This window comes from Bradyrhizobium sp. USDA 3650, assembly GCF_054057395.1.
In genome coordinates this window covers 838948-861853 of the sequence record NZ_JBSRZG010000001.1, presented here as the reverse complement: position 1 = coordinate 861853, position 22906 = coordinate 838948, and the positions used below count along the sequence as shown (strand labels likewise).

General features: G+C 63.5%; 24 protein-coding genes and 1 pseudogene. 17 read left to right on the top strand and 8 right to left on the bottom strand.

Annotated features, from left to right (window positions below; genetic code table 11):
• Positions 1-49: 49 nt before the first annotated feature.
• Positions 50-1522, bottom strand: a complete 1473-nt coding sequence (gene pdxR, locus ACVIN2_RS04270) for a MocR-like pyridoxine biosynthesis transcription factor PdxR (protein WP_456764618.1) — start codon at positions 1520-1522, stop codon at positions 50-52.
• Positions 1523-1596: 74 nt separating this feature from the next.
• Between pdxR and ACVIN2_RS04265 the strand changes: the two genes are divergently transcribed.
• The 7 genes from ACVIN2_RS04265 to ACVIN2_RS04235 all read left to right on the top strand — a co-directional run bounded on the left by ACVIN2_RS04265 (position 1597) and on the right by ACVIN2_RS04235 (position 8150).
• A complete protein-coding gene (locus ACVIN2_RS04265) occupies positions 1597-2322 on the top strand; it encodes a pyridoxamine 5'-phosphate oxidase family protein (protein WP_456764617.1) in 726 nt (241 codons plus the stop codon).
• Between the two features lie 53 nt (positions 2323-2375).
• Positions 2376-3653 carry an ArgE/DapE family deacylase gene (locus tag ACVIN2_RS04260; RefSeq protein ID WP_456764616.1) on the top strand — a complete coding sequence of 426 codons (1278 nt, stop codon included), beginning with the start codon at positions 2376-2378 and terminating at the stop codon, positions 3651-3653.
• Between the two features lie 250 nt (positions 3654-3903).
• Positions 3904-4713: an alpha/beta hydrolase gene (locus ACVIN2_RS04255; RefSeq protein ID WP_456764615.1), complete on the top strand. Its 810-nt coding sequence runs from the start codon at positions 3904-3906 to the stop codon at positions 4711-4713.
• A 33-nt stretch (positions 4714-4746) separates the two neighbouring features.
• Positions 4747-5586, top strand: a complete 840-nt coding sequence (gene kynA / locus ACVIN2_RS04250; RefSeq protein ID WP_456764614.1) for a tryptophan 2,3-dioxygenase — start codon at positions 4747-4749, stop codon at positions 5584-5586.
• Between the two features lie 8 nt (positions 5587-5594).
• Positions 5595-6797 (top strand): kynureninase, encoded by a 1203-nt coding sequence (gene kynU / locus ACVIN2_RS04245; RefSeq protein WP_456764613.1) that lies wholly within the window; start codon positions 5595-5597, stop codon positions 6795-6797.
• Positions 6798-6968: 171 nt separating this feature from the next.
• Positions 6969-7370: a PaaI family thioesterase gene (locus ACVIN2_RS04240; RefSeq protein ID WP_027569725.1), complete on the top strand. Its 402-nt coding sequence runs from the start codon at positions 6969-6971 to the stop codon at positions 7368-7370.
• Positions 7371-7520: 150 nt separating this feature from the next.
• A complete protein-coding gene (locus tag ACVIN2_RS04235) occupies positions 7521-8150 on the top strand; it encodes an N-acetyltransferase family protein (protein ID WP_456764612.1) in 630 nt (209 codons plus the stop codon).
• 79 nt (positions 8151-8229) lie between these two features.
• Here ACVIN2_RS04235 and ACVIN2_RS04230 read toward each other — a convergent pair whose 3' ends face one another.
• Together ACVIN2_RS04230 and ACVIN2_RS04225 are read right to left on the bottom strand one after the other, a co-directional pair.
• Positions 8230-8535 (bottom strand): hypothetical protein, encoded by a 306-nt coding sequence (locus ACVIN2_RS04230; protein ID WP_007591844.1) that lies wholly within the window; start codon positions 8533-8535, stop codon positions 8230-8232.
• A gap of 95 nt (positions 8536-8630) precedes the next feature.
• Positions 8631-9317 carry a DUF2161 domain-containing phosphodiesterase gene (locus tag ACVIN2_RS04225; RefSeq protein ID WP_456764611.1) on the bottom strand — a complete coding sequence of 229 codons (687 nt, stop codon included), beginning with the start codon at positions 9315-9317 and terminating at the stop codon, positions 8631-8633.
• Positions 9318-9458: 141 nt separating this feature from the next.
• Here ACVIN2_RS04225 and ACVIN2_RS04220 point away from each other — a divergent pair, with 141 nt between their 5' ends.
• Positions 9459-9806 carry a hypothetical protein gene (locus ACVIN2_RS04220; protein ID WP_456764610.1) on the top strand — a complete coding sequence of 116 codons (348 nt, stop codon included), beginning with the start codon at positions 9459-9461 and terminating at the stop codon, positions 9804-9806.
• Here the strand turns inward: ACVIN2_RS04220 and ACVIN2_RS04215 are convergent.
• Positions 9807-10486 (bottom strand): annotated as a pseudogene (locus ACVIN2_RS04215) (SDR family oxidoreductase). It lies immediately after the preceding gene.
• Positions 10487-10603: 117 nt separating this feature from the next.
• Between ACVIN2_RS04215 and ACVIN2_RS04210 the strand changes: the two are divergent.
• Positions 10604-11347, top strand: coding sequence for an SGNH/GDSL hydrolase family protein (locus ACVIN2_RS04210; RefSeq protein ID WP_456764609.1), 744 nt, complete (start codon positions 10604-10606; stop codon positions 11345-11347).
• Here the strand turns inward: ACVIN2_RS04210 and ACVIN2_RS04205 are convergent.
• Together ACVIN2_RS04205 and ACVIN2_RS04200 are read right to left on the bottom strand one after the other, a co-directional pair.
• Complete coding sequence (locus ACVIN2_RS04205; protein WP_456764608.1) at positions 11337-12080, bottom strand: tyrosine-protein phosphatase; 744 nt, start codon at positions 12078-12080, stop codon at positions 11337-11339. The genes ACVIN2_RS04210 and ACVIN2_RS04205 overlap by 11 nt on opposite strands.
• Before the next feature lie 168 nt (positions 12081-12248).
• The gene (locus tag ACVIN2_RS04200; RefSeq protein ID WP_456764607.1) at positions 12249-12452 is read right to left on the bottom strand and encodes a DUF2735 domain-containing protein; all 204 of its coding nucleotides are present in this window, start codon (positions 12450-12452) and stop codon (positions 12249-12251) included.
• A gap of 538 nt (positions 12453-12990) precedes the next feature.
• Here ACVIN2_RS04200 and ACVIN2_RS04195 point away from each other — a divergent pair.
• The 4 genes from ACVIN2_RS04195 (at position 12991) to ACVIN2_RS04180 (ending at position 16477) form a co-directional block, all read left to right on the top strand.
• Positions 12991-14025: a glutamine synthetase beta-grasp domain-containing protein gene (locus ACVIN2_RS04195; RefSeq protein WP_007591833.1), complete on the top strand. Its 1035-nt coding sequence runs from the start codon at positions 12991-12993 to the stop codon at positions 14023-14025.
• Between the two features lie 194 nt (positions 14026-14219).
• Complete coding sequence (locus tag ACVIN2_RS04190) at positions 14220-14921, top strand: GrlR family regulatory protein (RefSeq protein WP_456764606.1); 702 nt, start codon at positions 14220-14222, stop codon at positions 14919-14921.
• A gap of 18 nt (positions 14922-14939) precedes the next feature.
• Positions 14940-15623, top strand: a complete 684-nt coding sequence (locus tag ACVIN2_RS04185) for a substrate-binding domain-containing protein (protein WP_456764605.1) — start codon at positions 14940-14942, stop codon at positions 15621-15623.
• Positions 15624-15655: 32 nt separating this feature from the next.
• Complete coding sequence (locus tag ACVIN2_RS04180; RefSeq protein WP_456764604.1) at positions 15656-16477, top strand: tetratricopeptide repeat protein; 822 nt, start codon at positions 15656-15658, stop codon at positions 16475-16477.
• Positions 16478-16560: 83 nt separating this feature from the next.
• On the opposite strand, the gene ACVIN2_RS04175 is transcribed toward ACVIN2_RS04180, so the two are convergent.
• Positions 16561-17010 carry a hypothetical protein gene (locus ACVIN2_RS04175; protein ID WP_456764603.1) on the bottom strand — a complete coding sequence of 150 codons (450 nt, stop codon included), beginning with the start codon at positions 17008-17010 and terminating at the stop codon, positions 16561-16563.
• Positions 17011-17349: 339 nt separating this feature from the next.
• Here ACVIN2_RS04175 and ACVIN2_RS04170 point away from each other — a divergent pair, with 339 nt between their 5' ends.
• From ACVIN2_RS04170 to ACVIN2_RS04155, 4 genes are all read left to right on the top strand, one after another.
• The gene (locus tag ACVIN2_RS04170; RefSeq protein ID WP_456764602.1) at positions 17350-18054 is read left to right on the top strand and encodes a GrlR family regulatory protein; all 705 of its coding nucleotides are present in this window, start codon (positions 17350-17352) and stop codon (positions 18052-18054) included.
• 283 nt (positions 18055-18337) lie between these two features.
• Positions 18338-19285, top strand: coding sequence for a phosphatase PAP2 family protein (locus ACVIN2_RS04165; protein ID WP_456764601.1), 948 nt, complete (start codon positions 18338-18340; stop codon positions 19283-19285).
• Positions 19286-19774: 489 nt separating this feature from the next.
• Positions 19775-20995 carry an MFS transporter gene (locus ACVIN2_RS04160; RefSeq protein WP_456764600.1) on the top strand — a complete coding sequence of 407 codons (1221 nt, stop codon included), beginning with the start codon at positions 19775-19777 and terminating at the stop codon, positions 20993-20995.
• Between the two features lie 310 nt (positions 20996-21305).
• Entirely contained in the window at positions 21306-22289 is a 984-nt protein-coding gene (locus ACVIN2_RS04155) for an alpha/beta hydrolase family protein (protein ID WP_456764599.1), read from the top strand.
• Here the strand turns inward: ACVIN2_RS04155 and ACVIN2_RS04150 are convergent.
• Complete coding sequence (locus ACVIN2_RS04150) at positions 22286-22903, bottom strand: Isoquinoline 1-oxidoreductase subunit (RefSeq protein ID WP_456769639.1); 618 nt, start codon at positions 22901-22903, stop codon at positions 22286-22288. The two genes, ACVIN2_RS04155 and ACVIN2_RS04150, sit on opposite strands and share 4 nt — an antisense overlap.
• Positions 22904-22906 lie beyond the last annotated feature (3 nt).

The following is a 22906-nucleotide window of genomic DNA, read 5'->3' as shown; positions in this document are numbered from 1 at the left end:
CGGTGCCGCAATGTAGGGAGCGGCAGCCGATTCTCATAGTGAACGTTCGTCATGCCCGCCGGGCCGGCTTGCGTCGCGCACGCAAGGCCGCTCGCGATTCCCGCGCGAGCCGCTCGGCGGATGCCACGAGCTTCGAAACCGTGTGGCCGGAAAATCCCAGCACGAAACCGGGCAGTGGACGTGAGCGTGAATAGGTGTCGGCCAACAGCCAGCCTTCGGCGCCGGCGGCCTGCTTGGCGTCTGCCGCCACAGCCAGATCGACCGAGGGATCGAACCGGGCGACAAGATGCAGGCCCTGTGATGGGACCGGCACCGACAGTACGCCGTCGGATGCAGCTTCGAGCGTCCCGGCCAGCGCGTCGCGCGCCTCGCGGTAAAGCTTGCGCACGCGCTTCAGGTTCGCCGCGAAGGCGCCGGAATTGAGCATGTCGGCCACCGCACCCTCCATCAGCGTGCCGGGAAAGCGGTCGAGCGCGGCCCGCGCGGCGGTCACATCCGCAATCAAGCGCTCGGGCAGGGCGCAGTAGCCGATGCGCAAGCCCGGAAACAACGTCTTGGCGAACGTGCCCATGTAGATCACGCGCTGGAGGTGATCGATGCCGGCCAGCGACATCAGCGGCGCGCCGTCGTAACGGAATTCGCTGTCGTAATCGTCTTCCAGCACGAAGGCGCCGGCCTGCCTGGCCCAGTCCAGCAGCTCGAGCCGCCGCGGCATCGACATCTGCACACCCAGCGGAAACTGGTGCGACGGCGTCACATAGGCTGCGCGCGCGGACGGCGCCGCTGCGCGGCCTCTGGCGATCCGCATGCCGTGCGCGTCGACGGGAACGGACACGGCACGATAGCCGCAATGCGCGATGGTTTTTCGCGCGGCGGGGTAGCCGGGGTCTTCGCACCAGACCTGGTCGTTGGGCTTCAGGATCGCGCTCAGCACGATGCGCAGCGCATGCAGCGTGCCTGACGTCAGCATGATCTGATCAGGGTCGCAGCGCAGGCCCCGCGCCGACAACAGATGATCGGCGATGGCCACCCGCAGCTCGCGGCTGCCACGGGGATCGCCATAGTGCAAATGCTCGGACCCGAACGCGCGCATACGCCGGCCGACGAAAGCGCGAAAGCGCTGCACGGCGCGCGCGTCGATATGGGTGCAGCCCAGCGAAAACGCGCCTTGCCCGGGCGTTTCGACGATGATCTTCGGCCGCTTCGGCTCGGCCGCGCGCGCGGGGATGCGCGCGGCGACGAACGTGCCGGAGCCGACGGTGGCGTCGGCAAAGCCATCGGCGATCAGCCGCTCATAGGCGGTGACGACGGCATTGCGCCGAAAGCCGGTCTGTTTGGCCAGCGTGCGCGACGGCGGCAGCGGCTCGCCGGGTTTCACGAGGCCGCCGACGATCATCTCGCACAGCGCCTGGTACAGCCGGTGCGCCGACGAGGCGCCAGCCGTGATGTGCGGGCCTGCGAGGTCGAGCGGCAGCTCGGCCTTGGCCGGCGAGGGGACAGAATTGGTCGGAATTTTTCGCATGGAATTGGCACTATCGCAGACCAAATCCGTGGCTACAACTGCGCTGGAAGTGTTGCAATCCGACAGGAGCGGCCGTGAGCCAGACCGAGAACCAGAATTCCTATCCGACATCCGCGCGCAACCAGGTGAAGCGCCGTCACGACCGCGGCTTCTACGATCACGACACCGTTCATCGTATCCTGGATTCCTCGATGCTCTGCCACGTCTCCTACGCCATCGACGGCCAACCCTATTGCACGCCGACCTTCTTCTGGCGCGAAGGGACGAAGCTGTATTGGCACGGCTCGAGCGCCAGCCGCATGCTGCGCAACCAGACCCGGGGCGAGCGTGTGTGCCTGACGGTCGCCCATCTCGACAGCCTGGTGCTGGCGCGCTGCGGGTTCAATCACTCGGCCGATTACCGCGCCGTGATGGCGTTCGGCACCGCCTATCTCGTCACCGCTCCCGAGGAGAAGGAGCGCGCGGTCATCGCGATGGTCGACCGCTTCTTCCCGAACCGCACCGCCAGCCTGCGGGCGAGCAACACGCAGGAGATCAAGGCGACCTCCTTTATCGCGATGGAGATCGAGGAAGCCTCCGCGAAAATCCGCGCCAAGGGTGTCGCTGACGACGACGAGGACTATGAATTGCCGATCTATGCCGAGCGCATCCCGGTACGCACCGTGCTCGGCGCGCCGGAGCCTTGTCCGCGGCTGCTCGACGGCGTGCGCCGGCCGGCGACACTGAATGGCTATTCGGAGGGCCGGCTGCTCGAAGATGCATTGCGGGATGCCTATTTTGCAGAGTACCCGAACGGCTGAAATCGGTTAGCTTGCGCTCCATCGATGATCTCAATGCCCGATTGGAGTGCCTGATGAATGCCGAAACGCAGCAGAGGATTCTTGACGCCGTCGATGCCGGCTTCGAAGCCCAGCTCGCGACCACACGCGATTTCGTCGCGATCCCCTCGACCCGTGGGGCGGAGGGACCGTGCCAGGACATGATCGGCGACCTCCTGCGCGCGCGCGGCTACGAGGTCGACGACTGGCATATCGATGTCAATGACCTCAAGGATCTGCGCGGCTTCGGTCCCATCGAGCATGATTTTTCCAAGGCGCGCACTGTGGTCGGCACGTACCGGCCCAAAACCGAGGCGGGCAAATCGCTGATCCTGCAGGGCCATTGCGACGTCGTACCGGCCGGCCCACTGGAACTGTGGGAGACCCCGCCGTTCTCTCCCGTCATCAAGGACGGCAAGATGTTCGGTCGCGGTGCCTGCGACATGAAGTCGGGCACCATCGCAGCGCTCTCCGCGCTCGATGCGATCAAGGCCGCGGGCCTCAAGCCTACGGCGCGGATTCACTTCCAGTCCGTGATCGAGGAGGAGAGCACCGGCGTCGGCGCGCTCTCGACCCTTCAACGCGGCTATCGCGCGGATGCCTGCTTCATTCCTGAGCCGACCGGCGGCAAGATGGTGCGCTCGCAGGTCGGCGTGATCTGGTTCCGCCTGCGCGTGAAGGGCCATCCGACCCACGTCGCCTTCGCCGGCTCCGGCGCGAACGCAATCATGGCGGCCTATCATTTGATCCAGGCGCTGCAAAAACTCGAGATCGAGTGGAACGAGCGGGCGAAGGCCGATCGTCACTTCAAGACGCTGAACCATCCCATCAACTTCAACCCCGGCATCATCAAGGGCGGCGACTGGGCCTCCAGCGTGCCGGCCTGGTGCGACGTCGATTGCCGGATTGCCGTGTTGCCGGGCTGGTCGATCGCCGATCACCAGAAGGAGATCATGGCTTGCGTCGCGGCTGCCGCGCGCAACCATCGCTTCCTCGCCAATAATCCCCCGGAGGTCGAATGGTCGGGCTTCTTGTCGGAAGGCTATGAGCTGACCGACGCCGCCGCGCCGGAAGCCGCGTTCGGCAAGGCCTTCAGCGCCGTCTATGGCGGCCAAATCGAGGACCTCGTCTTCACCGCGCTCACCGACACGCGCTTCTACGGCCTCAATCACGGTATCCCGAGCCTGTGCTTCGGCGCGAGTGGCGGCGAGATGCACGGCTTCAATGAATATGTCGATCTGGATTCGCTGAAGAAGACGACCAAGGCGATGGCGCTGTTCATCGCGGATTGGTGCGGGGTGGAGAAGGGGTAGCGACAGGCTCGGCTCTCTCGGCCGTCATTGCGAGCGCAGCGAAGCAATCCAGTACCCCCCGCCGGGGCAGTCTGGATTGCTTCGTCGCTACGCTCCTCGCAATGACGAAACAAATATCCTGCCGGTCCGCTGCCCAATCCACCGGCGTTCCAAAATCCTTTAAGCTTAAACTAAAGACTAGGATGCCGCCCACGCCGGTGGCAGACTGGCGCCAGGTCCACAAGGCCTTGAGTCCCTCGAGGAAGTCACGATGCGCGATTGGGATGACGCTTACGCCAATTCGGCCCATATCTCGGGCTCGGACAGAATACCGGCGCTGTGGGCCGAGCGGGCGGCGGCTTATCGCGCCGGGCTGAAGGAGTTTCGCGCTGACATCGCCTATGGTCCCGGCGAGCGCCAGCGCCTCGACCTCGTCCTGCCCGACGGCGACAGCAAGGGCCTCGTCGTGTTCGTCCACGGCGGCTACTGGATGCGCTTCGACAAATCGGCATGGACTGATCTTGCCGAAGGCGCGCGTCATCATGGCTGGACAGTGGCGCTGCCGAGCTACACGCTAACGCCGGCCGCGCGCATCTCCGACATTACGGCGGAAATCACCACAGCGATTGCCAAGGCGGCCTCGCTCGTCGCGGGCCCGATCCGGCTCGCCGGCCATTCCGCCGGCGGTCATCTCGTCACGCGCATGCTGTGCGATGACAGCCGGCTCGATCCCGCCGTCGCCAACCGCATCGCCGGGACGCTGTCCATCAGCGGCCTGCATGATCTGCGTCCGCTGCTCAAGACCAGGATGAACGAGACCCTGCGCATGACGATGGAGGAGGCCACGCTGGAAAGCGCGGCGCTGCATCTGCCGCGCGGGCCTTCGCCCGTGACCGCCTGGGTCGGTGGCAACGAGCGGCCCGAATTCATCCGCCAGTCCGATCTGATGGCCAATGTCTGGACTGGATTCGACGTGCCGACGCGTCTTGTGGTCGATCCCGGGCTGAACCATTTCACCGTAATCGACGCTCTCAAGGATCCGTCGTCGCCAATCACCGCGCGCCTGATCGGCCTCGACTGACGAGGCCTCAAAGATCGATCGAAAGGGCCTGCCATGACGTCCAGCCAATACGATCCCGCAAGCGAAGGCGCCGAGACCGATTTCGCCCGACGCATGTCCTACGGAAGCTATCTTGCGCTGGACGCAATCCTCGGCGCGCAGCATCCGCTGTCGGAAGCGCATGACGAGATGCTGTTCATCATCCAGCATCAGACCACCGAACTCTGGATGCGGCTCGCCATCCACGAGCTCAGCGCCGCACGCCGTTCGATCGCGAAGGATGAGGTGCAGCCTGCGATGAAGATGCTGGCACGGATGTCGCGCATCTTCGAGCAGCTCAACGGCGCCTGGGACGTGCTGCGCACCATGACGCCCAGCGAGTATACGCGCTTCCGCTCGCAGCTTGGCCAGTCCTCGGGCTTCCAGTCGCGGCAGTACCGGTTGATCGAATTCCTGCTCGGCAACCGCAACCACGCCATGCTCAAGCCGCACGCGCACGATCTGGAAACCACGCAGCTGCTCGAAGCCGAGCTCGCGACGCCAAGCCTCTATGACGAGGTGCTGCGGCTCGCCGACCGCAACGGGCTCAAGATGCCTGCGGCGGTGCTGGCGCGCGATGTTCGCGAGACTCATAGCTTCAATGAAGGTGTGCTGCAGGCCTGGCGTATCGTCTACGAAGCGCCGGAAACGCACTGGATGCTCTACGAACTGGCCGAGAAGTTGGTCGATTTCGAGGATTATTTCCGGCGCTGGCGCTTCAACCATGTGACGACGGTCGAGCGCGTCATCGGCTTCAAGCGCGGCACCGGCGGCACCGGCGGCGTCAGCTACCTCAAGCGTATGCTGGAGATCGAGCTGTTTCCCGAGCTCTGGCGCGTACGCACGATCCTGTAGAGATATTCATGACCAAGCTTCGCGTCTACGACGACACCAAAGCGCTGTTCCATATGCCGGACGGGGTGATCTATCTCGACGGCAATTCGCTCGGCGCGTTGCCGCTTGGCGTTGCCGAGCGCGTCAGCCGCGTCATCACCGCCGAATGGGGCGACGAGCTGATCCGCGCCTGGAACACGGCGGGCTGGTACGCCCAGCCGCGTCATGTCGGCGATCGCATCGCGCGACTGATCGGCGCGGAAGCCGGCTCCGTCATGGTCGGAGATACGCTGTCGCTCAAGGTTTATCAGGCGCTCGCCGCCGCGCTCGATATGAACGCATCGCGCAAGGTCGTCCTGTCGGACACCGGCAATTTTCCGACCGACCTCTATATGGCCGAAGGCCTGATCGCGACGCTCGGCCGTGGCCATCAATTGCGCCTGGTGGCGCCGGAGGAGATCGAGGCTTCGTTGTCGGAGGAGATCGCGGTGCTCTACATCACCGAGGTCGATTACCGCACCGGACGGCGCCACGACATGGCGAAGCTGACGGCAAGAGCGCATGCGCTCGGCATCGTCACGGTGTGGGACCTCGCGCATTCGGCCGGGGCGCTGCCGGTTGACCTTGCCGGCACCAGCGCTGATTTCGCCGCCGGATGCACCTACAAATACATCAACGCCGGCCCCGGCGCGCCAGCCTTCCTCTACGTCGCGCCGCGCCATGCCGACGCCGTGCGCGCCGCTTTGTCGGGGTGGATGGGGCACGCAAAGCCGTTCGCGTTCGAGCTTGCCTATGCGGCTGCGGGCGGTGTCGAGCGCATGCGCGTCGGCACGCCGCCGGTGCTGGCGATGGCGGCGCTGGAGGCCTCGCTCGACATCTGGGACCGCGTCGATATCGGGGAAGTCCGCGCGCGTTCGCTGGTGCTCGGCGATCTCCTGATTGCCGAGGTCGAACGCCGCTGTCCGCAACTGACGCTCGTTACGCCGCGCACCCATGAGCGCCGCGGCTCGCAAGTCTCCTTCGCCTTCGCAGGCGGCTACGCTGCGATGCAGGCCCTCATCGCCCGCGGCGTGATCGGCGATTTTCGCGCGCCTGACATCATGAGGTTTGGCATCACACCGCTGTATATCGGCGAGAGCGAAATCGTGCGGGCAGCCGAGTTCATCGAGGAGGTGATCGCTGGCGAGATTTGGCGGCGGCCGGAGTATCAGGTGGTGAATGCGGTGACGTGAGGTACGAAGGCTGTCTCCCTCGTCATTGCGAGCGCAGCGAAGCAATCCAGGATCTTTCCGCGGATACATTTCTGGATTGCTTCGCTGCGCTCGCAATGACGACCTCGGACGTCATTGCTTTGCCGCGCGGAGCAATTCACCTGTGAGCAGAATGATTTGGGAGGAGATCCGATGACGCCGCTCGAGAAACTTAAAGCAATGAAGATGCCGTTTGCCGAACTCAAGGGCGTCGAGTTCGTCGAGGCAGGGAAGGATCGCGTGGTGGCGCGGATGACGGTCAGGCCCGATCTCTGCACGCTTCATCACACCATCCACGGCGGCGCGGTGATGGCGCTGGCCGATTCCGTCGGCGCGGCGGCCACCGTGATCAATCTGCCGGAAGACGCCAAGGGCACGACCACGCTCGAGAGCAAGACCAACTTTATCGGCGGGGCCAAGGAGGGAACCACGGTGATCGCGACCGCCACCCCAGTCCACAGAGGCCGGCGCACCCAGGTCTGGACTACCCGGCTGGAGACCGAGGACGGCAAGCTGGTCGCCGTGGTGACGCAGACCCAGCTGGTCCTCGTATGAATACGGGGGCTTGATTTTGTTAACGAATTAGTCGCCTCCCATGCCCGAAACTTGGGCAGGTTCCCGTCTTGAAAAGTTTGTTGCGATGCACAATATTGGAGGCCTAGGGATTCGAACGCCTCCTCGAGGGACACCAAGAGGAGTTTTGACTTGTCACTCGCAGCAGATTTTGGACTTGAAGTAACCACCCGCCCGAAGTCCGTTCAGGGCTACGTGCGCACCTTGAGCCAGCAGGAAGAATTGCCGCTTTTGCGCGATCATCTGCTGAGGCTCGATGCCGAAAGCCGGCACGACCGCTTCAATGGTTTTCTCGACGACAGTTTCATCGAGCGTTACGCCGCCCGTTGCGCCGAGGACGGCACCGTGATCGTCGCCTATATCGTCGACGGCGTGGTCCGCGGTGCGGCCGAGCTGCATCCGCCCGAGGGCGATTCGCTACCCGAGGTCGCCTTCAGCGTGGAAGCCTCGGCGCGGCGCCAGAACGTCGGAACCGTGCTGTTCAGCCGCCTGATCGCGGAGGCGCGCTGGAAAGGCTACAAGCGCTTGCGCATCACCACCGGCGCCGAGAATCACGCGATGCGGGCGCTCGCCAGGAAGTTCGGGGCGCATCTGCAATTCCGTCATGGCGAATCGACCGGTACGATCGATCTCGCCAAGGCGCCTGAGGACGAGCTCGCTGATCTCGCGGCCTCGCCATTCACGGCCGGCCGCGCTCTTATCAGCTTCAACTCGACCTGCTGGAAGATCATCTCCAGCATCTATGGCAATCGCGCCGCCTGACCCGAGAAAGCCGACTGGAATCAAAAAGCGGACCGGCAAAACCGGTCCGCTTTTGTATTCAGAATAGCGAGCTCAGCGCTCAGGTGCCGGTGCGCTTGTCGTTGCCGAAGCGGCGCACGACACGGCGTTCGACCACCACGGAGCGCTGCGCGCCCTGTTCGCCGGCGATCACGCGCGTCGAGGTGATGCGGCTGTTGGTGCGAACCTGTTTCTTGACCTCGGCCTGGACGACATCGAGCGGCATGCCCATCAGGGCTGCGGCGATCTCGGCCTGCTGCTCCTGATCATCGGTGATGCCGACGGCGGCGAAGATCGCCTCGTCCAGGGTCGGCGGATCGTGGCGCACGCGCCGCGTGCCATATTTGGTATTCCAGTCTGCGTTCATAACGGCCTCGTTTCGATGCCGGGATACCTAGTGCCGTCTATGTTGCATTGCAATATGAAATCGGTGTGGCATCACAGCTATGCACCGGTTGGGTGTCAGGGTGGTGACGCGACACCGGAAACATCCGCAACCCGCTGTTGTGGCCAGCGTTTCAGCGCCGCGTGGCCCGATTCCGTCAGCCGGTAGATTCCCCGCTCGGTGCGTTCGAACCAGCCATAAACATTGTTAAGCATGATCTTGCCGGCATCGGGACAGCGTTGGCGCAATTCACTCACCTTCCGCGGGCCTGCTGCAAGCTCCGAGGCGCAGGCCAGCGCCTGCTGCCGATAGGCCGTCATGATCGGCGCGCGCGTGCTGCCGCCCAGCACCGGATCGCCCTGGCGGCGCTGATGCTCTGCGACGAGGCGCGAACGGACCTTCGGCTCGCGCCGAGGGGCGGCCGTCGGCGGCTTCACCAGCACCTCGACCTGACCGCGGTCGGTCACTCCGAGCATGCCGAAGCCGAGGCGGCGACAGAGGTTACGATAGCGTGCGTCGGTCTCGCGTCCCTTGCCGCGCACTGACATCTTTGCGGCAATCCAGACCTCGTCGCCGGCCGGTGCACGATCGACCGCCTGAAGGATCAGCTCGAGATTGAAGGTCAGCTTGAGCTCGCCGATCACGACTACCGGCGGATCGCCGGCGCTGAGGCCCACGAGATCGCAGCCGCCGATCTCGCCCTTGACCGTGAAGCCGAGCTCTTCGAGGAAGCGTTTGACAGGCAAATAGAGCGTGGTTTCCAAAGGAAGCTTCCGAGTGTCACGTCCGGTTGGGAATCAGTACCGCGCAGTTTAGCCCGGAACGGCCCTACAGCTCTGCGCCATTTGATCGGGAACAGATGATCCGGCTATCCTGCGGGTGGGACAATCGGGCGCTTCACGAAGATGACCATCAGGAATGGGCTCTATCATATCCGCATCGAAATGCTGGATGCCGTCCAGGGCGGCAACCAGGGCGTCATGGTGATGCGCGACGGCACCATGCGGGGCGGGGATTCGTTCTTCTTCGCCTACGGCAGCTACACCTCGGCCGACGGCAAGTGGAAGGGCGAGCTGACCAACGAGGAGCATTCCCCCTCGTTCGACGAGCGCCCGGTGTGGGGCCGCAAGGTCGTGACCATCGGCTTCAGCGGTACCTATAATGACGAGACCGCGTACGGCGAGGGCATCGCGCTCGCCGGCAAGCAGAGCATCCGTTTCAAAGGAAATCTCCGGCTCTTGGTGCCGGATTGACTACACCCGCCCGCCGACCGGAATCAGCGCGCCGGTGACGCCGCTCGCGGCATCGCTGGCGAGGAACAGGATGACTTCGGCGAGCTCCTGCGGGGTCACCCATTTGGTGAAGTCGGCTTTCGGCATGTCGGCGCGGTTCGCCTCGGTGTCGATGATCGAAGGCAGCACCGCGTTCACGGTCACCTTGCCTTTCCACTCGCTCGCCAGCGCCTCGGTGAGCCGATGGACGCCGGCTTTCGACGCCGCATAGGGGCCCATGCCGGAGCCGGCCTGAAGCGCGCCCATGGCCCCGATATTGACGATGCGGCCGGCTGTGGACGCAGCCAGATGGGGTAGCGCCGCGTGCGAGGCGTTGAGCGCCGTTAGCAGGTTGAGCGCATGCATGCGCTGCCACGTCTTGACGTCGCCGTCGCCCACGGTCTCGAAGGCGAAGCCGCCAGCGATGTTGACCAACACGTCGACCTTGCCAAGTGTCTTGCCGCCGCCTCGACTGCCGTCTTTGCTTGTGCTGCGTCGGACAGATCGACGCCGCCGATCTCGATGCGCTCAGGCGTCGCGGAGATTTGCGATGGCGCATGGTCGATGCCGGCCACGTGCGCGCCGCGCGACTGCGCGGTCTCGGCGACGACTTTTCCAAGTGCGCCGAGTGCTCCGGTCACCACAATGACTTTTCCCTGCACGAGACTCTCCGTCCATCAATGGGCCGGACTATTGCGCGGCCCGCATTGGACTTGCAATGGCGGCGGGTTCCAAACTGGGCTATAGATGCAACTTCAGATAGTGGAGGAGGCTGTTTCATGGGCGACAATTTGCCGACCCTCGAGTTTCCTGCTGCGATCGTTGACTTGCAGTATCCGCTGCCGAACTTCAGAAAAGCATTGGGCGGAAGGGGGCCCGTGCGCATCGTGGCGATGGGGTCGTCCTCGACGGCCGGACTTGGCAACGTGGTTGCATATCCAGCGCGGCTCGAGCTGTATTTGAGAAAGCACTACAAGGATGACGATCCCCATCGGGGCATCCGGATAGATGTGCTCAACCGTGGCAAGGGCGGCGAAGAGGCGCCGCAAGAAGTGGCTCGGTTCAACGATGACATCTTTGCCGACAATCCTTCGCTGGTGCTCTGGCAGGTCGGAACCAACGCCGTGTTTCGCAGCAACGAATTCGACTTCGATGAGGTGTTGGCTAAGATCGCCGAGGGACTGGCTCGCCTGCGCGATCATCCGGCCACGGATGTCATTCTCATCAACCCGCAATACGTCACGGCCATGCTCGGCGACAATGCCAAGCTCTCGGAGAAGATGGTCTCGGCGATCCGGGCCGCCGCGCAAGAGGCCAAAGTCAATTTGTTCCAGCGCTGGGCCCTGATGCGGCACTGGAACGAGCACAACAACGTCTCGCTCGAGCAACTGCTCGCGCCGGACGACGAGTTGAAGCTGCACCAGAGCGACTGGAGCACCATGCAAGTCGCGCGGGCTCTGCGTTCGGCGATCCTAACGGCGATCGGTGCAACACAGAGATGCTCGTGCCTGATTACGACGTGAGATAGCGTTCCCTGAGCGCCATCCGCTCGGCCGCGCCGAGCTTGAGCCCGTCCTGCAAATAGGTTTCGAGGTCGCCATATTCGGCGCCGACAGCTTCGAAAGCTGCGGCAAGGTACGACGCCTCTACGCTACCGATGGCATTGCGTACGTCCTCGGGCAGATCGGCGGCAGCCGTCGCGTCGCGCTTGTAGTGCTGGTTGGTCAGCAGATAGTCCTCGGCAATGACATCGTCAGCCACGCCGAGCGCATGCAGGATCAGCGCGCTGGCAAAGCCGGTGCGGTCCTTGCCGGCGGTACAGTGAATGACGAGCGGCGCGCGGTCCTCCAGGAGATGCCCGAACAGGTTGCGGAAACTGGCCGTGTTGTGGCGGACGTAGTTGCGATAGGATTCGCGCATGAGTTCGAGCGCCACCGGAGCGGTCAGCCTGCCCCTGGCGAGCTCGGCGCGCAGCGCGGCCACGACCGTCGGCTCGATCGGCAGTGAATGCACGGCGATCTCGCTGACCACGCAGACACCCGCCGCGCGCTCCTCGACGCCGCGAAAATCGAAGGCGCTGCGCACGCCCAGCGCGCGGACGATCTCGACATCGGCGGCAGTGAGCTGGCCGAGATGGTTGGAGCGGAAGATGTGCCGCCAACGCGTGGTACGGCCATCTGCGGTCGGATAGCCGCCGAGGTCGCGAAAATTGCTGGCGCCTTGCAGGGCGAGGTGGCGGGCGGGGGAGTCTTTCATGGAGGTGTCTTGTCACGCATCTGAAGCGGTCGGTGACCGCCTGTGCGACCATATGATCCCGCAATCAAGTCCGGAATCAAAAAGGGCCGAAACTTCGTTGTTTCGACCCTTTTTCGAACTGACGCCGGGCATCGAGAGACCGCGGCGGTATTGAACCGAACGCAGGCATCAGCGATCCCATTTCGGCTTGGCTTCATCGACTGCTTCCTGATGGTACCAGCTGCCGCTGCAAATCGTCTCGTTCACGGGGAGCGAGGCGTGGTTGGCGGGAAGGCGGGTCTCACCGTTGCGGCGCCCCCCGAGAGCCGCGCGGCCCCCGACAGGGAATTGGTAGATCTGTGCAGATCCGTGACTCAGTCCATTGTTCATCATTGCGGTATCTCCCGAGATCGCAGCGCTGGGCCTCCATGGTGCGCCCGACTCGTTGGCTTGTGGTTACTGGAATCCCCATATCGGCCGTGCATTCCGAAATGCAAAGTGCTGAAAAGGAAATCAGCCTTGGCCTATTTTGTAGGCAGGTTGCATTCTGCTTCCTCTAAGGCAGCGCTCGGGTGGCTAACGCGTGGGCCATTGCGAAGGTTGCGGGCGACCGGCGCAGACTTGGCGAATATTGCCGGACGTTGATGCGCGTTTAGCCGGCAACCTCCGGCCCGGGCCTGCCTGCTCCAGAATCGGGCGTTTTCCGCGGGATTTTTGCAGTGCAGCTTCACGCAAAGGTGCGCCGCTATGACGCACGGCGCAGTCGACGATCCGCCGGCCGGGAGAGGAGGCCGGCCGCGGTGGAAAACCTCCCGCGTTGCGGCCTTTTGGCACGTTAAATGCTTGGAAAGGGTCGGCCGATGTTGGCCGGGTAAACAATCGTGCGGGGGCCTGCGGCCCCCACCTTTCGCATCATCTACAGAGAGGCTCAATGACCAAGTATAAGCTCGAGTACATCTGGCTCGACGGATATACGCCGACTCCGAACTTGCGCGGCAAAACTCAGATCAAGGAATTCGCGTCGTTCCCGACGCTCGAGCAGCTTCCGCTCTGGGGCTTCGATGGCTCCTCCACCCAGCAGGCTGAAGGCCACAGCTCCGATTGCGTGCTGAAGCCGGTCGCGGTGTTCCCGGATGGCGCCCGCACCAACGGCGTGCTCGTGATGTGCGAAGTCATGATGCCCGACGGCAAGACCCCGCACTCGACCAACAAGCGCGCCACCATCCTCGACGATTCCGGCGCCTGGTTCGGCTTCGAGCAGGAATACTTCTTCTACAAGGACGGCCGTCCGCTCGGCTTCCCGGCCTCCGGCTATCCGGCCCCCCAGGGCCCGTACTACACCGGCGTCGGCTTCTCGAACGTCGGCGACGTCGCCCGCAAGATCGTCGAAGAGCATCTCGACCTCTGCCTGGCTGCCGGCATCAACCATGAAGGCATCAACGCGGAAGTCGCCAAGGGCCAGTGGGAATTCCAGATCTTCGGCAAAGGCTCCAAGAAGGCCGCTGACGAAATGTGGATGGCCCGCTACCTGATGCTGCGCCTGACCGAGAAGTACGGCATCGACATCGAGTTCCACTGCAAGCCGCTCGGCGACACCGACTGGAACGGCTCCGGCATGCACGCCAACTTCTCGACCGAGTACATGCGCACGGTCGGCGGCAAGGAGTACTTCGAGGCGCTGATGGCGGCCTTCGACAAGAATCTGATGGACCACATCGCCGTCTACGGCCCGGACAACGACAAGCGTCTGACCGGCAAGCACGAGACCGCGCCCTGGAACAAGTTCAGCTACGGCATTGCCGATCGCGGTGCTTCGATCCGTGTGCCGCACTCCTTCGTCAACAACGGTTACAAGGGCTATCTGGAAGACCGTCGTCCGAATTCGCAGGGCGACCCATACCAGATCGCTTCGCAGATCCTGAAGACGATCGCCTCCGTGCCGGCCGACAAGAAGGCCGCCGCCTAAGATCCTCCCGGCCCGGGCTGGGGGGCTGGCCCGGGTTGGACTTCGATCCGCCGAAGCCGAAAGGCTTCGGCGGATTTTTCGTTCCGATGACAGCCGTTGCGGAAGACCCCTCGACCTCATGGCGCGAAACTTGTCCATCGCCGCCGAAAGCGGGATAGAGTGCGACTGGATGCGCGCAGGGCCCGGGACGGCTGGTGTTTGAAGGCTTCTACAAGGTGAGATTTCAGCTCGGCGACGGGGTCGGCCGGAGCGTGATGCATGCTGGCAACGGCAAGATGCTCGGCGGCAATTCGGCCTTCGCCCATATCGGCACCTACGCCAAGACCGAAGCCGGCATCGACATCGTGATCAGCACGGTCCGCCACAACCCCGATCCGAACTACCGCGCCATGGCGGGCACGGACGATGCGACCCTGCTGGCCAAGGGCTGGGCCGACGGCGATCTCTATCGCTTCAAGGGCGAGCTCAAGGAGCTGCCCGGCGTACCCTTTCAGTCGTTGATGACGCCGATCACCGAAGACGAGATGCCGATCGCCGGCGGCGTCGGCGAGGCCGGCATCGCCGACGGGCTCTACTCGGTGCATCTGCGCATGCTCGACGGCGTCGACGGCGGTCTCACCGGCGTGATGCTGCTCAACAAGGGCCGCATCCTCGGCGGCGATGCATCATTCTACTATCTCGGCAGCTACACCGCCGCCAACGGGCGCTGGAAGGGCCAGATCCTCAATCAGGAGCACACGCCGGCCAAGGACGATCCGATCTTCGGCGGCCACGAGGTCGGCATCGGCTTCTCCGGCACTTATGATGCCGAGCAGGCGGTGCTGGAGGCGACGGCGCTCGCCGGCAAGCGCAGCCTGCGCCTGACCGCCGCGCTCAAGCTGATGCACCCCGCCTGATCGCCACGGGAATAGCTGATGGAAACAATTCGCATGCTTTCGACGCTCGGCCTGATGGGCGCGATGCGCAGCCTGTCCTCAGCGTATGAGACCGCGACCGGCGTCCGCATCGAGGCCGATTTCGCGCCGACGCTGGCGCTGCTCAAGCGGTTGCGCGACGGCGAGGCCGCCGATCTCGTGATCCTCACCCGCGAAGGGCTCGACGAGATGATCGGCGAGGGCCGCGTCGTCTCAGGGAACGCGGCCGACCTCGCACGCTCCTTCGTCGGCATCGCGGTGCGGGCAGGGCAAGCACATCCCGACATCGCCACGGAATCCGCGCTGCGCAACACGCTGCTTGCGGCGCGGTCCGTGGCCTATTCGCGGCTGGGGGCGAGCGGGGTCTATTTCGCCCGGTTGATCGCGCAGATGGGGATCGCGGCAGAGATCAACGCCAAAGCCACCATCGTCGAGCAGGGCTTCACCGCAGAGCGGCTCGTGAGCGGCGAGGCTGACCTGGCCGTGCAGCAGATCAGCGAGCTGAAGCAGGTCGAGGGCATCGAGGTGGTCGGACCGGTCCCGCACGATCTGCAAACGCCGGCCGTGTTCTCCGCCGGCCGGATGGCCAACGCCGAGCACGCCGACGCCGCGGACCGGCTGCTGGCCTATCTGGCATCACCCGAGGTCGTCCCCGTCTTGCGTCAATCGGGACTCGAGCCTTGAATTTGCCGGGGCGACGACGCAACCTGGCGTCCATGCGGACTTTCCTCGTTGCGATCCTTCTCACGCTTGCAGTGCCGTTGTCGGCGCATGCGCAATCGGCCGATCTCGTCCTGTGCGACCGCGTCGCCGCCGACCCCAGCGATCCCGACAAGCCGGCCGAGGTGAGGGGCGTGAGCGAGATTGCGGCCTCCGACGTCGCGACCGCCATCAAATTCTGCAAGCAGGCCGCGCCGTCATCGCGGCGCGCGATGTTCGCGCTCGGCCGCGCCTATGCGGCCAACCGGCAGACGGCGGAAGCGATGGCTGCCTGGCGCAAGGCCGCCGACAAGGGATCGAGCGCGGCGATGGTCGAGCTCGGTGTGGCCTACGGCACCGGCTCCGGTGTCGCCAGGGATGAAGCACAGGCGCGCAAATTGTTCGAGAAGGCGGCGCAGGCCGGCAATCCGCGCGGCATCAGCAATCTCGCCGCGCTCAGTGGCACCGGCGGTGCCGCGCCGGCCGATCCGGCACAGGCGCGCGCATTGCTCGGCAAGGCCGCCGAGACCAATGCGGAAGCGCAGTACCAGCTCGGCGTGATGCTCTCCGAAGGCACGGGCGGGGCGAAGGACGACGCCGCGGCGCGTGCGCTGTTCGAGAAGGCGGCGGCGCAAAACCATCCCGGCGCGCTGGAGCGGATGGGCGCCTTCGCGCAGGAAGGCCGCGGCGGGCCAAAGGACAAGGACGCCGCGAAATCCTATTACGAGCGCGCCGCAGCGCTCGGCGACGCCGATGCCAAGCAGGCGCTGGAGCGGCTGCGCTGTCCCTATGCGATCAAGGACAAGCAGGGCAAGCTCGTCACCACGCTGTGCTTCTAAAGCGCGTTGCACGCGCTTGGATTTATTTGTGAGCATGATCTTTTCGGAAGACCGCTGCGCACTTTTCCGGATCATGCCGTAGCTCACTTGTAGTAGTAAGCGACGTTGTTGCGGGCGTCGCGATAGCTCGTCTCGAGAAAATCCGGATATTGCGCGGCCGCTCGTGCCACCGCACGCACGACGCAGTCCCAGAAATCGCCATCCCAGCTGAAATACGTGAAGGTCGCGTCCTCGAACCTGACGGCGGTGATGATGGCCTGCCTGATCGCATCATCATCGGCACGCGGATGAGCGCGCTTCAGATAATCGAACATCGGTCCTTCATGGGCGTGGTCGCGATCCCAGCGGTATTTCGCGCTGATCTGCTCCGGCGTGAGGGTGCGGTTGACGCGGACCTCTTCGGCGGTCGGGCGCCCCTCGACCGAATCCAGCTGGGTGCGTCGGCGCCAAAGCTCGAACGCGGCATCGAGCAGCGGCTGCTTCGCCGCGCTTGCGATGAAGGTTGCGATCTGCGCCTCGGCTGATGGCTCCATGTGATCCATGCCGCTTTGTCGCGCGCCTGCAACAGCGGGTTCGAAGCCGGCTTGGGGGAGTGCGTAAGGGCCGCTGGCGACCGGCCAAGCAAAAAACTCGAAAAACAACCCCATGCACAGTAGCCAAGTGCTTGAAATCACAGCGCTGCAAATGGTGTTGAAATTCCATCCCTGCGGAATTGCCGAAATCTATTGCGCCGTCGGGCAAAACAGGCGCATGATGGCATCATGGCAGGGTGTGCTTTGCGAATGCCCCTGCGCGAAAAAGCCCGATGGTCTTGGTGCGATGGCGGTGCTAGGTAGCGCGTGCTTTCCTTCTGATATTCCGGGTCAATTGCGTTGCTGGACGGACTCTACAAGGTTGAATACGGCGTCAACGATGCCTTCGGCCGCAGCATCATGTGCATGCATGACGGCAAGCTGCTGGGCGGCAATTCGGCCTTCGCGCATCTCGGCAGCTATTTCGAGCGCGACGGCGAGATCATCGCCGAAGTCATCACCGAACGGCACAACGACGATCCCAACTACAAGCCGCTGATGGGGGCTGATGTCGCCTCGATCGGCGCGCGCGGCCGGCTCGTTGGCAACCAGATCCGTCTCGCGGGCAGTGCGGACACGGTGCCGGACGCCGGTTTCTGGGCCAATCTCACGCGGCTCGATGACGAGGGGTTGCCGCCGCAGGGGACGATTGGTCCGGGCGGGGTGGTGAACGGGCTCTATGCGATCCACCTGCGCGCGCTCGACGGGGTCGATGCCGGGCTCTCCGGCGTCATGCTGCTGATGGACGGCCGCATCCTGGGCGGCGATGCGTTCTTCTACTATCTCGGCTCCTATTCCTCGGCTGACGGCCGCTGGAAGGGCGAGATCCTCAACCAGGAGCACACGCCGGCGAAGGGCGAAAATCCCGTGTTCGGCGGCTATGAGGTCGGGATCGGCTTCTCCGGCACCTGCACCGCCGACAGCGGCGAACTCGAAGGCATCGCACTCGCCGGCAAGCGCAGCCTACGGCTGGCGGCCTCGCTCAAGCTGATGCGAAGGGCGTAGGACGGTTACTCAAAAATCTGGGTGTCTGCTTTTGAGAGAGTAACGCGGTCTGACGCGCGACTCGCGGCGATGTCGGCAAGCGACCCCGAAGCGGACGTGAGCCCCCTCGGAGCCTATGGTCAGCCGATGATCCAATGCGAACGGCGTAGTCAGATTTGATGAGCAGCGCGGAACCTACCGAGGCGCACACACCTTTTACTTGTACAAGCCAAATTAAGAAATCATTAGACGAGCCTCGGATATTGACATTCCAAGAGGGGTCGCGGATCCGAACGATGCGATAATGGACAGAGTGATGCGAAATCAAGGCTTTGTCTTTGCCGTCCTGAATGCTTATCGATTCAGCGAAACTCTGCGCTTGTGGATCGCAATTGCAATTGTTGCAGCCGTTGACCTCATATGGCTTCGCGCCGATGGGATGACGATGGCTATCGATCCGACGCAAGCGATTGCGTTCTGCGCGGCCGCTCTTCTCTCCTTTGTTTACACGAGGTTGAGGCCGGATCGGCGTATCGCTGAGCTTGCCACCGCTTTAACTCAGATCATTGCCTTTACGGTCGTGGGCGCGATCCTAAGTTATTTAACCGTCACGGCAAAGTTTCCGTTGGTCGATTCCCAGCTGGCCGGCGTCGACACCCTGCTGAGACTGAATTGGCTGGCTTTCTTTGAGTGGGTTGAGGCCAGACCAACTATCAAAGCGGTCCTCGCAGTCGCGTATCATAGCTGTATGCCGCAGGTCGCTATCTTGTTGGTGTGGCTGAGTGCGTGCGGGCGATTTGAAAGGATGCGAGAGTTTGTTTGGCTGTTCGTAACATCCCTCCTCGTGATTATTCCGATCTCATGGATACTGCCGGCAGCGAGCGCATGGGTCTACTTCGGCGTCGTCGAACGCGTCGACGCGTATCATTTGATCGATTTTAACGCACTCCGAAGCGGCGAGATGACACGCATCTCGTTGACGCACGTGAATGGTCTGATCACATTTCCTTCTTTTCACGCTGCGCTGGCCATAATACTCATATACGCCAGCCGAGGCGTGAAGATGCTTTTCCCGCTATACCTTGTCTTGAACGTGCTGATGCTTGCTGCAACACCTACTGTAGGCGGCCATTATTTCATTGATGTCATCGCGGGCGCGGGTGTCATTCTCTGCCTCGCTTGCCTTCGACAGCTTCGCTGGGGCGTTTTGTTTGCGCGATGGAGCACCTCGCCGTCTCACGCGGCCGGATAGTCATCCACGCTCTGCAGGGGGCAGAGCGATTTGTCCTTAGCAGAGGTCATTAAACGACAAGCAGATTGAAGTCCGCTTGTGGCCTAACTCGCTAAAGCGAGCTGATCATGTCCGCTCCCAAACGGTGAGGGGGGTCCTCGGCTGACGGCCGCTGGAAGGGGCGGCGAGCTCGAAGGCATCGCACTTGCCGGCAAGCGCAGCCTGCGCCTTGCGGCCTCGCTCAAGCTGATGCGACGGGCCTAGGACAGTTACTCAAAAATCTGGGGTGTCTGCTTGAGAGAGTAACGCAGGCTGACGTGCGACTCGCGGCGATGTCAGCAAGACCGAAAGCTGACATTGCGATTCGCTCACGCTGCGGCGGGCAAGTCGCTTCGCGCGCAACGACCAAACGGGCGCAACACTCGCAGTACCATTCTTGAATCGCTTTCCACGACTACAGCGTGTATGTAGTGCGCGCCGCTCGGGAGCGGCTGGGAGTGGGGCCGGCACATGCACGACGAGACGTCACCGCGCTACGCCGGCTGGAGGGTCGTGCTTGCCTGCTTCCTGCTGGCGCTGTCGATCTTCGGCTTTGCTCTGTATGGGCAGGGTGTCTACCTGGTGGAGCTGCAGCGGCTGAACGGCTGGCCGGCTTCGCTGATCTCGGGTGCCAGCACGCTGTCCCTCTTGATCGGCAATGTCATCGTCATCTTCACCGATGAGATCGTGCGGCGGCTTGGCCTGAAGCGACTGGCACTGGCAGGCATTGCATGCCTCGCCACCTCGATGGTGCTGCTCGCCTTCGCTGCCGCGCCGTGGACCCTCTATGCGGCATTCGCGTTGATGTCGCTCGGCTGGGTGGGCATGGGCACCGTAATCGTTTCGGCGGTCGTCGGTGCCTGGTTCGTTCGGCGCCGTGGTCTTGCAATTAGCTTGGCCTTCCTCGGCGCCAGCGCGGGCGGTGTCATCGTGACGCCATTACTGGTGGTTCTGGTGAGCCACCTCGGTTTCCAGACCGCGATGCTGGGTGCGAGCGCAGTCCTGCTGATCTTTCTGGTCCCGGCCACGCTCGCCTGGATCGGCCCGCCGCCGAATGCGGGCCCGACGGCTGCGACCCCCAACCAATCCGCGCCGGCGCCCGCCAGCAGCATCTCCCGGGCCGAGGTGGTCCGCCGGCCGGCGTTCTGGACCATCGCGATTCCCTTTGCGCTCGGGATCGTCGCGCAGGTCGGCTTCATCGTGCACCAGATCGCGATACTTGAGCCGAAGATCGGAGCTGTCACAGCAGGGCTCGCCGTCAGCGTGATGACTTTGATGGCGCTCGTCGGACGGCTCTCGCTTAGTGTGGTCGCCGACCGTCTCGATCCGCGCCTTGCTGCCGCCGTCTCGCTGGCGAGCCAGGCCGTGGCGGTGTTGACCATCTGCCTGACGGATGACGTCCAACTCGTCTTGCTGGCCTCTGCCGTGTTCGGTTTCTCGGTCGGCAACCTCATCACGCTACCGCCGCTGATCATTCACCGCGAGTTCGAGGTGCAAAACTTCACTGTGGTGATGGGACTGTTCACCTCGATCAGCGGCACGGTCGGCGCCCTGGGTCCCGGATTGATCGGTCTCATCCGCGGCTGGAGAGGCGATTACGACGCTGCGCTGCTGTTAGCGATGACACTGGAAGCCGTCGCAGCGGCGATCGTGCTCGCGCGGGTCGGAAATCCCAGCGTGGGCGAGGCGTAGCGTGCCCACCGCTGCACGCAGTGCGTTTCCTGCTTCGTGGTTCGAACTTACTCGGCAACTTCCTGCCGAGTTTCCGGCGATGACCGCGAGAGTGCGGCAACCTCATGCTGGCGTCAGAGGGGAGTGTCCGCTGTTGGCCCGTGAAAGACCTTAGCTCAGAACACCGCGACAACCGCTTTCGGGAGGGTGAGCTAACGATCGTGCAAGCTGCGCGAGGGCTGCCTTTGGCCGATAGCGGCAGTCAATGCGGCGACCTAACACAGTTCGGCCAAGTTTGATCCGATAGTTCACTGGCGAAATGGGGGCACCGATGGTCAGATTGTATTGGATCTATGCCGCCGTACTCGGCTGTTTGGTCTCGTCTGCGCAGGCTGCAGGTGTTCAGCTTCTGGATACCGATCCAAGTTTGGCCGGCGCTATATGGTACCCTTGCGCAGCAGCGGCGCAACGAGTGCCCCTCGGCAAACTCACTGTCCAATTCATTGAATCGATTGAAGGTGCGAAGGACTGCCCCGTCACAGGAACGAAATTGCCGCTCGTGATTGTCTCACACGGACGCGGCGGTTGGTTCGGACAACACGATGACACGGTGCAGGCTCTGGCAAATGCCGGATTTGTCGTCGCCTCGATCAACCTTCCGGGTGACAATGGAAACGATTCCTCGCAACGAGACAGCCTTTCCATTTTGGCATCCAGGCCCGCCAGTATCATCCGATTGCTCGATTTCGTCTTGAACGATTGGAAAGACCGGGCTGCGATTGATTCCGCCAGGATCGGCTTCTTTGGGTTTTCGCTCGGCGCCTATACCGGATTGGTTTTAGCGGGCGGCAATCCCGATCTCCGGAGATTTGCGCTTTACTGCTCGGATGCGAACCGAACGCGGGCGTGCGAGCAACTCCGTAGCGGCGACATACCGAGCAGCTTGCCTCACGAACCTCGTATCCGAGCCGCGGTGCTCGCCGATACGGCAGTTAACTTTGCCTTTCCCGTCGACCGCTTGGCAGACATAAAAATCCCGCTGCTGATCTGGCGATCAGAGTTTGGGGGCGCTGGCGTAGACCCGAAAAACTCAGCGCTCGTTGCGGAGTCGCTGCCCGGCATAAAGGAAGTGCGCGTGGTGCCTGCCGGTCATTTTGCTTTCCTGTCGCCGTGCACGGCAGAGTTCGCGGAGAAGCTTCCTCGCTTCTGTAGTGATCCGCCGGGGTTCGACAGGACGGCATTCCATCGCGAGTTCAATGCCAGCATCATCAATTTCTTTCGAGAAACTCTCGTTCGCCAGGGGGAGAGCCGCTAAGGCGCCGGACAGGCCGCTCCGGTCTTCACCCACGCCTCGACAAGCGCGCCGGCCTGCTGTTGCGTGCCCGACACGGGCGAGCGGCCGAAGCCGGGCTTCCAGGCCCAGCCGACGAGGGTGTCCTTGCCGATATGGTCGATCAGGTCTTCCACCTTGCGCCCGCCATTGCGCGCGGGATCCCTGATCTGCTCGCAGATCTCGCCGACGGTCTTGCCCTCCCAGGCCATCTCGCGCGGGGCCAGATGCCAGTCGGGATGGCCGGGCATGCGGCCGGGCTCGAAATTGGCCTTCTGGTGGCAACTGTTGCAGCGCATCGCCTCGAGCCCATGGCCGTCAGTGCCGCGCGTGACCGGCGGCTGATGCAGGCGGGCATTGTCGCCCTGGTGCGGCCTGTCGCCGGCCGGATGACAATTGGTGCAGCGCGGATTCGTCAGCACCTTGCCGAGCTCGGTGAAGATTGCGGCCGAACGCTTTTCGGTGTCGCCGATCGAAGCAAAGCTCTCGGGCGAGGCGAGGGCGTGGCTTGCCGTCTCCGACGCCGCGTAGCCCGCACCGAGACTGCCGGCGAGGGCGGCGACCACGGCAATCATCTTGAACTGCACGTCGGAGATCATGAT